10 protein-coding genes are annotated in these 13,913 nt (G+C 65.6%); 6 read left to right on the plus strand and 4 right to left on the minus strand.

Features of this window, described 5'->3' with window-relative positions:
* Nucleotides 1-22 precede the first annotated feature (22 nt).
* Both ACUDTM_RS03690 and ACUDTM_RS03695 read left to right on the plus strand, forming a co-directional pair.
* Nucleotides 23-697, plus strand: a complete 675-nt coding sequence (locus ACUDTM_RS03690; protein WP_072168815.1) for a response regulator — start codon at nt 23-25, stop codon at nt 695-697.
* Nucleotides 690-2,063: a sensor histidine kinase gene (locus tag ACUDTM_RS03695; RefSeq protein ID WP_445391163.1), complete on the plus strand. Its 1,374-nt coding sequence runs from the start codon at nt 690-692 to the stop codon at nt 2,061-2,063. The genes ACUDTM_RS03690 and ACUDTM_RS03695 overlap by 8 nt, the downstream gene beginning before the upstream one ends.
* A 139-nt stretch (nt 2,064-2,202) precedes the next feature.
* Here ACUDTM_RS03695 and ACUDTM_RS03700 read toward each other — a convergent pair whose 3' ends face one another.
* Both ACUDTM_RS03700 and ACUDTM_RS03705 read right to left on the minus strand, forming a co-directional pair.
* Nucleotides 2,203-4,548, minus strand: coding sequence for a GH92 family glycosyl hydrolase (locus ACUDTM_RS03700; RefSeq protein WP_227836774.1), 2,346 nt, complete (start codon nt 4,546-4,548; stop codon nt 2,203-2,205).
* Between the two features lie 619 nt (nt 4,549-5,167).
* The gene (locus ACUDTM_RS03705) at nt 5,168-5,557 is read right to left on the minus strand and encodes a hypothetical protein (protein WP_146260233.1); all 390 of its coding nucleotides are present in this window, start codon (nt 5,555-5,557) and stop codon (nt 5,168-5,170) included.
* A gap of 3 nt (nt 5,558-5,560) precedes the next feature.
* On the opposite strand from ACUDTM_RS03705, the gene ACUDTM_RS03710 reads away from it, so the two are divergent.
* The 4 genes from ACUDTM_RS03710 (at nt 5,561) to ACUDTM_RS03725 (ending at nt 12,822) form a co-directional block, all read left to right on the plus strand.
* Entirely contained in the window at nt 5,561-7,243 is a 1,683-nt protein-coding gene (locus ACUDTM_RS03710; protein WP_353079947.1) for an autotransporter family protein, read from the plus strand.
* Nucleotides 7,244-7,338: 95 nt separating this feature from the next.
* The gene (locus ACUDTM_RS03715; protein WP_445391164.1) at nt 7,339-9,648 is read left to right on the plus strand and encodes an autotransporter family protein; all 2,310 of its coding nucleotides are present in this window, start codon (nt 7,339-7,341) and stop codon (nt 9,646-9,648) included.
* A gap of 545 nt (nt 9,649-10,193) precedes the next feature.
* On the plus strand, nt 10,194-12,161 hold the full coding sequence (locus tag ACUDTM_RS03720; RefSeq protein ID WP_445391165.1) for an autotransporter family protein: 1,968 nt from the start codon (nt 10,194-10,196) through the stop codon (nt 12,159-12,161).
* 415 nt (nt 12,162-12,576) lie between these two features.
* Nucleotides 12,577-12,822 (plus strand): hypothetical protein, encoded by a 246-nt coding sequence (locus ACUDTM_RS03725; protein ID WP_088496249.1) that lies wholly within the window; start codon nt 12,577-12,579, stop codon nt 12,820-12,822.
* 59 nt (nt 12,823-12,881) lie between these two features.
* Here ACUDTM_RS03725 and ACUDTM_RS03730 read toward each other — a convergent pair whose 3' ends face one another.
* Together ACUDTM_RS03730 and ACUDTM_RS03735 are read right to left on the minus strand one after the other, a co-directional pair.
* Nucleotides 12,882-13,205, minus strand: a complete 324-nt coding sequence (locus ACUDTM_RS03730; RefSeq protein WP_072168822.1) for a thioredoxin family protein — start codon at nt 13,203-13,205, stop codon at nt 12,882-12,884.
* Between the two features lie 5 nt (nt 13,206-13,210).
* On the minus strand, nt 13,211-13,627 hold the full coding sequence (locus ACUDTM_RS03735) for a host attachment family protein (RefSeq protein WP_072168823.1): 417 nt from the start codon (nt 13,625-13,627) through the stop codon (nt 13,211-13,213).
* Nucleotides 13,628-13,913 lie beyond the last annotated feature (286 nt).

Raw genomic sequence — 13,913 nt, forward strand, 5'->3', positions numbered from 1 at the left:
CCAACCTTGCACGAAGCTTGCAATGCGAATCCTGCTGATCGAAGACGACGCCGCTCTGGCCGATGGACTGATCCGCGCCCTGCAGGGTGCCGGTCATCTGTGCGACCACCTCTCGCGTGGACTGCACGCGCCGGCGGCACTGGCCGGCGCACCGTATGACGTGATGGTGCTGGACCTTTCATTGCCCGACGTCGATGGCCTGGACCTGCTCTCGCGCCTGCGCAACGACGGTGCCACCCTGCCGGTGCTGATCCTGACCGCACGCGATGGTGTGGAGGACCGCATCCTCGGCCTCGACCGCGGTGGCGACGATTACCTGGCCAAGCCGTTCGCACTCGGTGAGCTGGAAGCCCGCCTGCGTGCACTGTCGCGCCGCCGCAGCGATGCACCGGCTCAGAAGCGATTGGGCCGGTTGTGCTTCGACAGCATCCGCAATGAAGTGCAGGTTGAAGGCCAGCGCATCGAGTTGACCGCGCGCGAGCTGTCGCTGGTCGAGGCACTGATGCAGCATCCTGGCCGCACCGTCACCAAGCAGCGCCTGTTCGATGCGCTGTACAGCTGGGACCACGAAGCCAACCTGTCGGTGATCGAGGTGCATGTCAGCCGCCTGCGCCGCAAGTTGGAACAGGCGCGTGCCGGCGTCGGCATCCGCATGCTGCGTGGCCTGGGTTATCGCTTGGAGGCCGTGGGTGACTGAGCGCGTGCACAGCCTGCGGGGCCTGCTGCTGCGCCGCCTGTGGCTGCCACTGCTGGTGCTGCTGCTGTGCAGCGCGGTAGGTTCCTTCGCGCTGGCCCGTTTCTACGCCGGCCAGGTCTACGACCGCTGGCTTCTGGACTCGGCGATGTCGCTGTCCGAGCTGGTGACGGTGCAGGACGGTCATGCCTCGATCGAGATCACGCCCGCGGTGTCACGTATGTTCAGCTGGGACACCGCCGATGAAGTGCATGGCGAAGTGGTCGACGCTGCGGGTGCACGCTTGTATGGCGACCTGGCCGAAGCGCTGCCCCGCCCGGCCACCGCCGCTTCAAGCGACGACGCGGTTTATTACGATGCGCGCCTACGCGGGCAGCCGGTGCGCATGGTCGAAGTCGTGGTCAGCGCCGGGCCCGGCCACGATATCCGGCTGCGCGTGGCCGAGACGCTGCGCAAGCGCCACCGGCTGGAGCGCAAGCTGCTGCTGACCAGCATTCCGTTCCAGGCCGCGATCCTCGCCCTCGCGGCCTGGCTGGCCTGGTCCGGGACCGGCGCTGCCGCACGCCATGCGAACCAGGTGGCGCGGCGGTTGGCCAGCCCACGCCCCGACCCGCTGGCGCCACTGGAGCCGGCGCAGGAGGCGCCGCGCGAACTGTGGCCGGCGGTGGAGGCCTACAACGCCCTGCTGCAGCGACTGGACGCCATGCAAGCCGCGCAACGGCGCTTCGTCAGCAACGCCGCGCACCAGCTGCGCACGCCGCTGGCGGCGATGCAGGTGGAGCTGGAGAGTTCATTGCGGCAACAGGATCCGCAGACCCAGCACCTCGCGCTGTCCGGCACGCTGGCTGGGTTGGCGCGGCTGCAGCACCTGGTCAACCAACTGCTGATGCTCAGCCGTTCGGAAGATCCCCATGGCAGCGTACTGCCGCTGCAGCCGCTGGGCCTGGCCGCGCTGGCGCGGGGCGTGGTCGAGCGCTACGCAGACCGTGCGTTGGCTGCAGGCGTGGACCTGGGTTACGACGGACCCGACGACGGTGTGCAGGTGCAAGGTGATCCGCAGCTGCTGCGCGAGGCGCTGGGCAACCTGCTGGACAACGCGCTGCGCTATGGCGCCGCGCCCGGTGTGATCACCCTGGGCGTTCGGCAGGAAACCGACGGCGTGCAGGTCTGGGTGGACGATGACGGCGCCGGCATCGCCGAAGCCGAACGCGCGCGCGTCACAGAACGCTTCTACCGGGCCAGCAGCGAGGGCGACGGCTGCGGGCTTGGCCTGGCGATCGTGGCCGAGATCGCGCAGCGGCATGGTGCGATGTTGAAGATCGAAACGGCGCCGCTCGGTGGCGCGCGGGTGGGGGTGCGGTTCCGCTGAGCTTTGTTGAATTGCCCTTTTAGAGCCGAGCCCATGCTCGGCTGCTCCTGGCACGATGCCTGAGCCGAGCGTGGGCTCGGCTCTACAGGTTCCTGGTCACCCGTGAAGCGTGCCAACCAAGGTCGGCACCTACCAATCGTCACTGGCTCATCGAATACGGCGCCTGCGCGCCCTGCCCCGGCCAGTCCTTGTTCGGCTCGGCCTGCATGCTGAAGCGCAGTTCGCCGCCGGCCAGGATCTCGTCGTGGCGCAGGAAGGTACGCTGCAGCGGCTTGCCGTTCAACGTCACGCTGCCCACGTACGTGTGCGCGTCATCCAGCCCCTCGGCCACGATGGTGAACGTCTTGCCGTTGGGCAGGCGCATCGCGGTCTTCGGCAGGAACGGACGGCCAAGGATGTACTCGCCCGAGCCCGGGGCCACTGGATAGAAGCCCAGCGCGGTGAACACGTACCACGCCGACATCTGGCCGACATCATCGTTGCCGGCCAGGCCATCCGGGCGGTCGGCGTACTGGGTATCCATGATCTGCTTCAGGCGCGCCTGCGTGCGCCACGGCTGGCCGGCATACGAATACAGGTAGGCCACGTGGTGGCTGGGCTCATTGCCGTGGGCATACCAGCCGATCAGGCCGGTGATGTCTTCCATGTGCTCGAAGATCGACGGATCCACCTTGGCGTTGAACACCTCGTCCAGGCGCGCGAGCAGCTTGTCGCTGCCACCGTGCGCGGCCGCCAACCCGGCGACGTCCTGCGGCACGTACCACGAATACTGCCATGCGTTGCCCTCGGTATAGTCGGTGCCGTAGCCGCTGGCGCTGGGGTCGAAGGGCGTGCGGAAACTGCCGTCGCGCTTGCGTGCGCGCATGAAGCCGGTGTCCTTGTCGAAGGCATTGCGCCAGTTGCCTGCGCGCTTGTCGAAGGTCGCCGCGATATCGGCCTTGCCCATGGCCTGCGCCATGCGTGCGATGGTCCAGTCGTCGAAGGCGTATTCCAGCGTCTTGCTGGCTGCTTCGCCCTCCTCGTCGATCGGCACGTAGCCCAGCTCGCGGTACTGCGCGATGCCGTCATAGGGACCGTAATTGGCGGTCTCGACCATTGCCTTCAGCGCCTTGTCGGCGTCGAAGCCACGAATGCCCTTCACGTAGACATCGGCGATCACCGGCACGGCGTGGTAGCCGATCATGCACCAGTCTTCCAGGCCATGGAACGACCATACCGGCAGCATGCCGTACGGGCTGTGCTCATGGTGGGCAAGCATGGAATTGACGAAGTCGCTGTTGCGCTTCTCCGGCTGCACCAGCGTCAGCAACGGGTGCAGCGCACGGTAGGTGTCCCACAGCGAGAACGTGGAATAGTTCGTGTAGCCCTCGGCCTTGTGCACGGCATTGTCCGGCCCGCGGTACTGGCCATCGGCATCCATGAACAGCGTCGGCCCCAGCAGGGTGTGGTACAGCGCGGTATAGGCACTGCGCCGCGCATGCTCGGGGGCGTCGATATCGAGTACCGACAGCGCCTGCGTCCACTCCTGCTTTGCCTGCGCACGCACGCGGTCGAAATCGAAGTCGGCCACTTCGGCGTCGAGGTTGGCGATGGCGCCGGCTTCACTGACCGGCGAGATCGCCACCTTCACCACCAGCGGTGCATCCAGCTTGCCGAATGCGAACGTGCCGACCAGCTGTCGGCCCTCGATCTGGGCGCGCTGCGCGGGATCCTTCTCACCCGGCGGCGGGAAGCCCTTGTAGACGATGTCCTGCTCGGTGTTGTGCAGCTCGTGCCCGGCCAGCGGGCGCGAGAAACGCATCGCGAAATACAGCTGGCGGCCCGGCGCCCAGCCGCGGGTTTCGCGGAAGCCCGTGACCGTGCCGTCGGCGCGCACCCGTACCCGCGACCACAGCACCTTGCCCGGGTAGTCGTACATGCTGGTACGCATGTCCAGCAGCACCTTGGCGTCGGTACCCTTGGGGAAGGCATAGCGATGCACGCCCACGCGGGTACTGGTGGTCAGCTCGGCACGCACCCTGTAGTCGTCCAGGGTGACCGCGTAGTAGCCCGGCTCGGCCTTCTCGTCAGCGTGGCGGAACCGCGAGGCATAGCCGCTGCCCGGCTTCTCCGGATCGCCGCGCTCCAGGCCGGGAGTGCCGGTGAACGGCATCAGCAGGATGTCGCCCAGGTCCGAATGACCGGTGCCGGAAAAATGCGTATGCGAGAAACCGACGATGCTGCTGTCGTCGTAACGGTAGCCCGCCGCCCAGCCATAGGCCTTCTCGCGCGGCTGGATGCGCGTGTCCGGGCTGAGCTGGACCATGCCGAACGGCACCGTGGCGCCGGGATAGGTGTGGCCCTCGCCACCGGTTCCGATGAAGGGATCGACGGCGGCGTAGGCGCGTTCGGCGGCGGATTTCGACGGGACCGCCAGCGCCGCCCCGGAGGCAAGCACGGCGGTCGCGGCGAAAGCGATCAGGAGACGACGGTCCAGCGTGGGCATCGGCGTTTGGATCGATTCAAGATGTTGACCGGATGCTAGCACCGGGCTTCAGGTGCCGCATGTTGCGGCGCAACTGAATGGATCTAAAGGCGACAAAAGCTGTCCGATTTCCTATGCAACTAATTGCATGGTTCGATGCCGTGGCGCTCACCACACTGTCGCCAAAGCCGAAAAGCGGGGCGAAAAAGGTGCCCTGCGGCATTCCCGGTCGCAATGCGACCGCTATTGCACTTTGCACCAGCCGGGCCGGAAAGTGCGCCGGAATCACTTCATCCTCACGCCATCACAGCGTTTCATTCACGCCAACGAAGTGATGCGGCCCGTTTCCCGAAGTTTGATACCCCGTAGGAGTACCGCCATGAAGATCGCAGTTCGTCGTTCCCTTGCCATGGCCATAGCCACCGGCATCACCCTCGCATCCACCGCCCAGGCCGGAACTCTGGGCCCTGGCCAGTCGGCCACAGTGAATGCTGGGGATGCCCCGGAGTCCTGGTCACTCGACGGCGCACAGCTGACAGGCAATCCAGGAGCACGCCTCCTGGACATCGATGCCCGAGGGACATCCAGCGTCACGGCGAACAGCGTGTCCATTGATGGGCGGATCAATCTGAACAACAGCTCACTCTCGTTGAGCGACAGCACCGTCCGGAACACCGCCGGCCGTGCCCTGAGTCTGATTACCTCCGGTGGCACTTCCGGCAGCTCCGTCGCAGTCGTCGAACGCACCACACTGGTAGGTGCCGGCATCGGTGGTAGTGCTACGCAGGGTGCCGATCTGACGCTGGACGCAAGCCGACTCGAAGGCGTGTTCAACTCCAACGGCGCTTTTGACCGCGGTATTGGATTCCTGTTGGCCGACCCGGCCCACCTGCTTGCCCGGAATGGAAGCACCATCATTGGTGATGATTCGGGCATCAATGCGAACTTTCAAATGGCCGCACCAGGTGATAGAGCCAATGTTGAGATAGACGCTTCGCGTGTTGAAGGCCGCAGCGGCGCAGGCATTCATGTTGTGCGCTTTGGTAGCAGGCCTTCTGTCCTGGCGACGTTCAATTTCCGCAACGGCAGCCAGCTGGTCGGTGGCAGCGGCACCGCGCTTCTGGTCGAGGATGCAGGCGCAGAGATCGACCTGAACCTCGATGCCTCGAGCGCGACCGGTGGCATCGTTAACGCTGCCGGGGGCACTGTGAACGTCGCACTCTCGAACGGCGCCAGCATCACCGGCGCGATGACCGACGTCACTCGCGTGTCACTGGACTCTGCCACCTGGAACATGACCGGAAACTCCACGGTCGGTGCGCTAAGCCTCGGCAACGGCACCGTGTCCCTCGGCGACGGCTCCGCCTTCCACACCCTGAACGTAGCCGGCAACTTCAGCGGCGCCGATGGCACGATCATCTTCAACACCGTATTGGCCGGCGACAACGCCGCCACCGACAAGCTGATCATTGGCGGTGACACCAGCGGCACTGCCAATGTGCGCGTCAACAACGTCGGCGGTGCCGGTGCTCAGACGGACAAGGGCATCGAACTGATCCAAGTGGGCGGCACCTCCAACGGCCAGTTCAACCTCTCCGGCCGCGCAGTGGGCGGTCAGTACGAGTACTTCCTGCACAAGGGTACCGGCGCTGATGGCAACTGGTACCTGCGTTCCCAGCTGCCGACGGTTCCTGACCCCTGCGAGGCCAACCCCGGCTTGCCGCAATGCCCGCCGGTCGACCCTGTGGATCCCGTGGATCCCGTGGATCCCGTGGATCCGGTCGATCCGGAACCGGTGCTGCGCCCCGAACCCGGCGCCTACCTGGCCAACCTGCAGGCCGCGCAGACGATGTTCCGCCTGGGCTACCACGACCGCAACGCCGGCCAGAACTCCGGCCGCGCCTGGGCCCGCGTGGATGGCTCGCGTAACGGCTTCGATGCCGTCAGCCGCCAGCTCGACATCCGTGGCAACAGCCAGGCACTGACCGTCGGTGCTGATCTGTGGCGTCACGATTCGGGCAGCAGCGTGGGCGTGATGCTGTCCACCGGCAACGCCACCAGCACCTCCACCAACGCGCTGACCGGCTACTACGCCCGCGGCAAGGTGAAGGGCGAAGCGCTGGGCATCTACGGCACCTGGCGCGGCGGCAACGGTGCCGACCCGTATGCAGGCTTCTATGTGGACGGCTCGGTGCAGCGCGCGCAGTTCCGCAATCGCGTGGAAGGCATCGGCCTGGACGCGGAACGCTACGACAGCCGTGCCTGGCAGGGTGCGGTGGAAACCGGCTACGCGTTCCGTGTAGGCGGTGCCAGCAACGGCGGCATCTACCTGGAGCCGCAGCTGCAGGTGGGCTACAGCCGCTGGGACAGCAACCGCCACACCGAGGCCAACGGCACGGTGGTGAGCACCGAGAATGCCAATGGCCTGTTCGGCCGCGCGGGCCTGCGCCTGTCCGGCGTGACCCGCTGGGGCAACGGGACCGCCGAGGTGCAGCCGTACCTGACCGCCAACTGGCTGCACACCCGCGCCGAATCGCAGATCCGCATGGATGACGAGATCGCCGATGCACGCGTGCCGCGCAGCCGTGGCGAGTTCAGCGGCGGCGCATCGGTGAAGTTTGCCAACGGCGTCGGTGCCTGGGGCGGCCTGTCGCTGCAGCGGGCCAGCGGCTATCACCAGACCAGTGCGCAGGTGGGTGTCAGTTACAGCTGGTAAGCCTTGCGCATGAGAGGCAGCCAGGCTGGCGCCTCCCAGAAAATCCACATAGCCTTTCGTGAGCCGCTCGGATTGAGGCTCGCAGGAGACCTTTCATGAAGATCGTTGTTCGTCATTCCCTTGCCATGGCCATAGCCACCGGCATCACCCTCGCATCGACCGCCCAGGCCGGAACTCTGGGCCCCGGCCAGTCGGCCACTGTGAATGCTGGCGACCCTGTTGAGAGCTGGACGGCCCAGGACGCCACGCTGACGTTCAACACCGGCAGCGCCGCCACATCCGTAGGCATCAGTGAGGGGTCCACGCTCGCCATGACGGGGGCAGCAGTCATCGCCAGCCAGTCGTTTGCCGCCGTCCAGATCGCCTCCTCCAGCGCGACGATCACCGGCACCCGGATACAGAACAGCCGCGCTGCGGGATTGGCTGTAACCAATGGCTTCTCTGGTGGCGCTGCAGGCACTGCAACTGTCACTGGTTCGAGCATCGTCGGCCAAGGAATAGGAAGCTATGTTCAGGGTGGCGTGCTGGCGCTGAGCAACACAACGATTGATGGAACCGGCATCGGAGCCGGCCTCCTTCCACCCGAAATCTCGTCCGGTCTGGCAGTCTTCTCCAATTCAAATGTCAGCATCACCAACGGTTCTTCCGTCACGGGCGATGAAAACGGCATCGTTGTGAAGGACATTGGGGGAACCCCCACCAGTCCGATCAGTGACAACGTCCTCACCATCGACAAGTCACGCGTCTCCGGCCGAAATGGCTCGGGCATCGTGGTCAGCGGCGCCGGGTCGATCGCTCCTACCACGATCAACATTCTCAACGGCAGCGCCGTCAGCGGCGGCAATGGCGTGATTGCTGCAGCCGTCGATGGCGGCACTCTGAATCTGAACGCCGGCGCGTCGCAACTGCAGGGTACGCTTCGCGCCGACGCCACCTCGCAGCTGCACGCCAAGCTGTCCAATGGCGCCGTGTTGAACGGTGTCATGACGAATGTCACCAGCGCCACATTGGACTCTGCCACCTGGAACATGACCGGAAACTCCACGGTTGGTGCACTAAGCCTCGGTAACGGCACCGTGTCCCTCGGCGACGGCTCCGCCTTCCACACCCTGAACGTAGCCGGCAACTTCAGCGGCGCCGATGGCACGATCATCTTCAACACCGTACTGGCCGGCGACAATGCCGCCACCGACAAGCTGATCATCGGCGGTGACACCAGCGGCACGGCCAACGTGCGCGTCAACAACGTCGGCGGTGCCGGTGCTCAGACCGACAAGGGCATCGAATTGATCCATGTGGGCGGTGCGTCCAATGGCAAGTTCAACCTGGCCGGCCGCGCGGTGGGCGGCCAGTACGAGTACTTCCTGCACAAGGGCACCGGCGCCGACGGCAACTGGTACCTGCGCTCGCAGCTGCCGACCCAGCCCGACCCGTGCGTGGTCGATCCGACCCTGCCCGAATGCAATCCGGTCGATCCGGAGCCGGTGCTGCGCCCCGAGCCCGGCGCCTATCTGGCCAACCTGCAGGCGGCGCAGACGATGTTCCGGCTGGGCTACCACGACCGCAACGCCGGCCAGAACTCCGGCCGCGCCTGGGCGCGTGTGGACGGCTCACGCAATGGCTTCGATGCCATCAGCCGCCAGCTCGACATCCGTGGCAACAGCCAGGCACTGACCGTCGGTGCTGATCTGTGGCGTCACGATTCGGGCAGCAGCGTGGGCGTGATGCTGTCCACCGGCAACGCCACCAGCACCTCCACCAATGAACTGACCGGCTACTACGCCCGCGGCAAGGTGAAGGGCGAGGCGCTGGGCATCTACGGTACCTGGCGCGGCGGCAACGGTGCCGACCCGTATGCAGGCTTCTACGTGGATGGCTCGGTGCAGCGTGCGCAGTTCCGCAATCGCGTGGAAGGCATCGGCCTGGAAGCGGAACGCTACGACAGCCGTGCCTGGCAGGGTGCGGTGGAAACCGGCTACGCGTTCCGTGTGGGCGGTGCCAGCAACGGTGGCATCTACCTGGAGCCGCAGCTGCAGGTGGGCTACAGCCGCTGGGACAGCAACCGCCACACCGAGGCCAACGGCACGGTGGTGAGCACCGAGAATGCCAATGGCCTGTTCGGCCGCGCGGGCCTGCGCCTGTCCGGCGTAACCCGCCCGGGCAACGGCGCGGCGGAAGTGCAGCCGTACCTGACCGCCAACTGGCTGCACACCCGCGCCGAATCGCAGATCCGCATGGATGACGAGATCGCCGATGCACGCGTGCCGCGCAGCCGTGGCGAGTTCAGCGGCGGCGCATCGGTGAAGTTTGCCAACGGCGTCGGTGCCTGGGGCGGGATGTCGCTGCAGAAGGCCAGCGGCTATCACCAGACCAGTGCGCAGGTGGGTGTCAGTTACAGCTGGTAAGCCTTGCGCATGGGAGGCGGCCAAGCTGGCGCCTCCCAACCGATCCACATGAACTTTCGTAGGCCGCTGGGACGGAGGGTCGAAGGAGACTTTCCATGAAGATCGCTGTTCGCCGTTTCCTCGCACTGGCTGTGACCAGCTATCTTGCCATGGCAGCTCCGCTGCATGCCGGATCGCTGAACCCTGGGCAGTCCGCAACCGTGCAACCGGGAGACTTGCCAGAGGCGTGGTTACTCATCAATGCCCGGCTGATCGTCAATCCCGGCGGAAAGACACTCGGCATCGACGCACATGCCCAGTCCACGGCGACGCTTTCAGGTGCCGAGGTGTCTGCATCAGCAGTAAACTCCACCGCAATCCGCGTCGCAAACAGCGTACTCACGCTCACCCAGTCGACGGTAAACAACACGGGTGGACGCGGCGTGGAGCTTACCTACGCCAGCTCGCAGGGACGTCCAAACCCCGTAGCCAACATCAGCAACAGCCAGATCACCGGCCAAGGGGCCGGCATCAGCGTGATAGGCGAAACATTCAGACGGCGCGCTGTGCTGAATCTGGACCGTACGCAAGTCATCGGCCAGCTGGTCAGCACTGCAGATCCGGCACTGGCCGGCAACGGCATCGTCGCTTTCGAGGGCTCAGACATTCACGTGGGCAACGGAAGCGTGGTAACTGGCGCACAGAACGGCATCTACGCCGTAGGAAGTTCCACCAGCCCCATCGCCTCCACGGTGGTCATCGACGCTTCCAGGGTGGAAGGCAACGCAGGTGCCGCACTGATTGTCCCCGCACCCACATTGGCGCGCATCCCAGACTCCGACGTCCGCTTCACCGCCCGCAACGGCGCGCAGCTGATCGGCAGCAACGGCAACCTGCTGGAAGTCACTGCGGCCGCTGCCACCGTTGGCTTCACCGTCGACGACTCCAACCTCTCCGGCAACATCATCAACACCGCTGGCAGCATCGTCGATGTCGGCCTGACCAATAACGCCTCGCTGCGTGGTGCCACCGAGAACATCACGTCGATGGCGGTGGACAATGCCCGTTGGCAGCTGACCGGCAGCAGCAGCACCGGCTCGGTGTCGCTGGGCAGCGGCGGCGAGATCGCGCTCGGCGACGGCTCCGCCTTCCACAGCCTCAACGTGGCCGGCAACTTCAGCGGCGCCGGTGGCACGATCATCTTCAACACCGTGTTGGCCGGCGACAGTGCCGCCACCGACAAGCTGATCATCGGCGGTGACACCAGCGGCACTGCCAACGTGCGCGTCAACAATGTCGGCGGCGCCGGTGCTCAGACCGACACGGGCATCGAACTGATCCAGATCGGTGGCGCATCCAACGGCCAGTTCAATCTGGCCGGTCGTGCGGTGGGGGGGCAGTACGAGTACTTCCTGCACAAGGGCACCGGAACCGATGGCAACTGGTACCTGCGTTCGCAGCTGCCGACCGTGCCTGACCCATGCGTGGCGAACCCCGACTTGCCGGAATGCCGGCCAGTCGATCCGGTCGATCCGGTCGATCCAGTAGATCCCGTGGACCCCGTGGACCCCGTGGATCCAGTCGATCCCGTGGGTCCGGTCGATCCGGAACCGGTGCTGCGCCCCGAGCAAGGCGCTTACCTGGCCAACCTGCAGGCGGCGCAGAGCATGTTCCGCGTCGGCTACCACGATCGCCATGCAGGCCAGAATGCCGGCCGCGCCTGGGCACGCGTGGACGGCTCACGCAATGGCTTCGATGCCATCAGTCGCCAGCTCGACATCCGTGGCAACAGCCAGGCACTGACCGTCGGTGCTGATGTGTGGCGTCACGATTCGGGCAGCAGCGTGGGCGTGATGCTGTCCACCGGCAACGCCAGCAGCACCTCCACCAATGAGCTGACCGGCTACTACGCCCGCGGCAAGGTGAAGGGCGAGGCGCTGGGCCTCTACGGCACCTGGCGCGGCGGTAGCACCGCCGATCCATATGCGGGCTTCTACGTGGATGGCTCGGTGCAGCGTGCGCAGTTCCGCAATCGCGTGGAAGGCATCGGCCTGGACGCGGAACGCTACGACAGCCGTGCCTGGCAGGGTGCGGTGGAAACCGGGTATGCGTTCCGTGTGGGCGGTGCCAGCAACGGCGGCGTCTACCTGGAGCCGCAACTGCAGGTCGGCTACAGCCGCTGGGACAGCAACCACCACACCGAGGCCAACGGCACGGTGGTGAGCACCGAGAATGCCAATGGCGTGTTCGGCCGCGTGGGCCTGCGCCTGTCCGGCGTAACCCGCCCGGGCAACGGCGCGGCGGAAGTGCAGCCGTACCTGGCCGCCAACTGGCTGCACACCCGCGCCGAATCGCAGATCCGGATGGATGACGAAGTGGCCGATGCGCGCATCCCGCGCAGTCGTGGCGAGTTCAGCGGCGGCGCATCGGTGAAGTTTGCCAACGGCGTCGGTGCCTGGGGCGGCCTGTCGCTGCAGCGGGCCAGCGGCTATCACCAGACCAGTGCGCAGGTGGGTGTCAGTTACAGCTGGTAATCGGTCGCCTTCGGCCCGTGGTCGATTCGATTGCGGGTTTGTCTCAAGGCGGGAGGTGTGGCTGCCGGACTGGGGTTCGCGGCCACGGCGTGAAGGGCGCGACAGGGATTGTCGCGTCCGCCACTTGTTTGCCGGGATCTACAACGGTGAGTGATGTGACCTTTCGATTCTGCCCGTTCGGCAGACACCATCAATGAGCGTTCCACGTCGTGATGCGTACAGGATGGCGCCGCAGCGGACATGCCGCTGCCGGGATTGGAACCCCCGAAAGGAAGGACAGAGATAGCCCGTCGAAACTACGGCGGGCGATGCGTGTGGCCGTCAGGCCCTCCGGTTTTCTCTGTTCCTTCCGGGAGTTCCAAGCACGCATCGCCCGCCACCCTTGCGGTGGCCCTCGCACCCAAGGAGTTTCCGCATGAAACACCCACGCCCGCTCAGCCCGGCCATGGAGTCGCTGTTCCAGCGCATCGAACACGCACTCAACAGCGCCGAAGGCATGGCCATCCTCATCGGCGAGCAATACGGCCCCGAGCCGAAACCTCCCGCGCCGATGGGCTACGACGCCAAGCAGATCGCCAATGCGATGGTCATGCTGAGCCAGCATGGGCGTTGCCTGCTGCAGAAGTTGCGCGCGGAAGCGGAAAAGGTGACCTATCACTAGACCGCGATGCAGCCAAGCCTGCTCGTCGCCGTGCGGGCCGCAGGCAGCGACTGCTGCCCTCAACCCGGCAACGCGCTCCGCAACGTGGCGAGGTCGGCGCTGTCGACCGGCCTCACCACCCGCGCCACTTCCTGGCCGTCATGCAGCAGCACCACTGTGGGCCACAGTTTTACCTTGAAAGCACGCCCCAGTGGCTTTCCCTTGCCATCTTCGATCTTCCAATGCACCAGATCATGGGCGTCCACAAACGCCTGGAGTGTGGGCTGCGCGCCCTGGCAATGGCCACACCAGGGTGCACCGAACTCGAGCAGCAGCCAGCCCGCCTGAGCTTCCACGTCCGCGCCGGCGGGCTCCGCCGCCGGGTAGTCACGCATGAACGGCATGGTCGTTACCCCGCCAAGGCCTTCTGGATGTCCTCCACCGGTGAATTGGTCAGATCCTTGGCAATATCGCCCAGCAGGCGCGCCTGGACCTCCTTGTGCAGCAGCGGGCGGATACGGCCCAGCGTGGTCGGGTCTGCCACCAGTACCAGGTGTGCATAGCGATTATTCAAGGCATCTTCGTTGAGCTGCTCAGCCACCTGCTTGGCGAACGTCGCTTCGTTGAGCTGAGAAATGGACATGTCCTTCGGCACCGCACCGGCCGGCCCCTGACCTGAGATACCCTGCTCGCTGATGTCCTGCAGGCGCAGTTCGCCTTCCTGCTTCAACGTCAGCTGATGTTCGTCGCCAACGTTGGTGAACACGCGGGCCGAACCACCATCGGCGACGATGATCAGCGTGCCTTCGGGAATGCGACGGGTCATGCGATGCTCCTTCTCGATTGCGTTCGGCACTACCGTAGACAGCACTGCGTGAGCGCTGCGGCCAGGGTTCGTTCAACGCGTGTCATCGCATGCGTTGCGGATGAACAGGCGCCATGGAACACAGCGTGCAGATCAGCCCGCTTCTCCGCATGCTCACGCCGATGCCGTTATCATGAACCGATGATCGACACGACCCACTACGTGACGGGCGCACCTGTTACGTGGGAAGCACTGCCGACCGGCGCTTCGCTTGCCACGATGGCTCCCGCCCTGCCCTTCCATCGCC

It is taken from the genome of Stenotrophomonas maltophilia group sp. vghtpe118 (assembly GCF_052605195.1).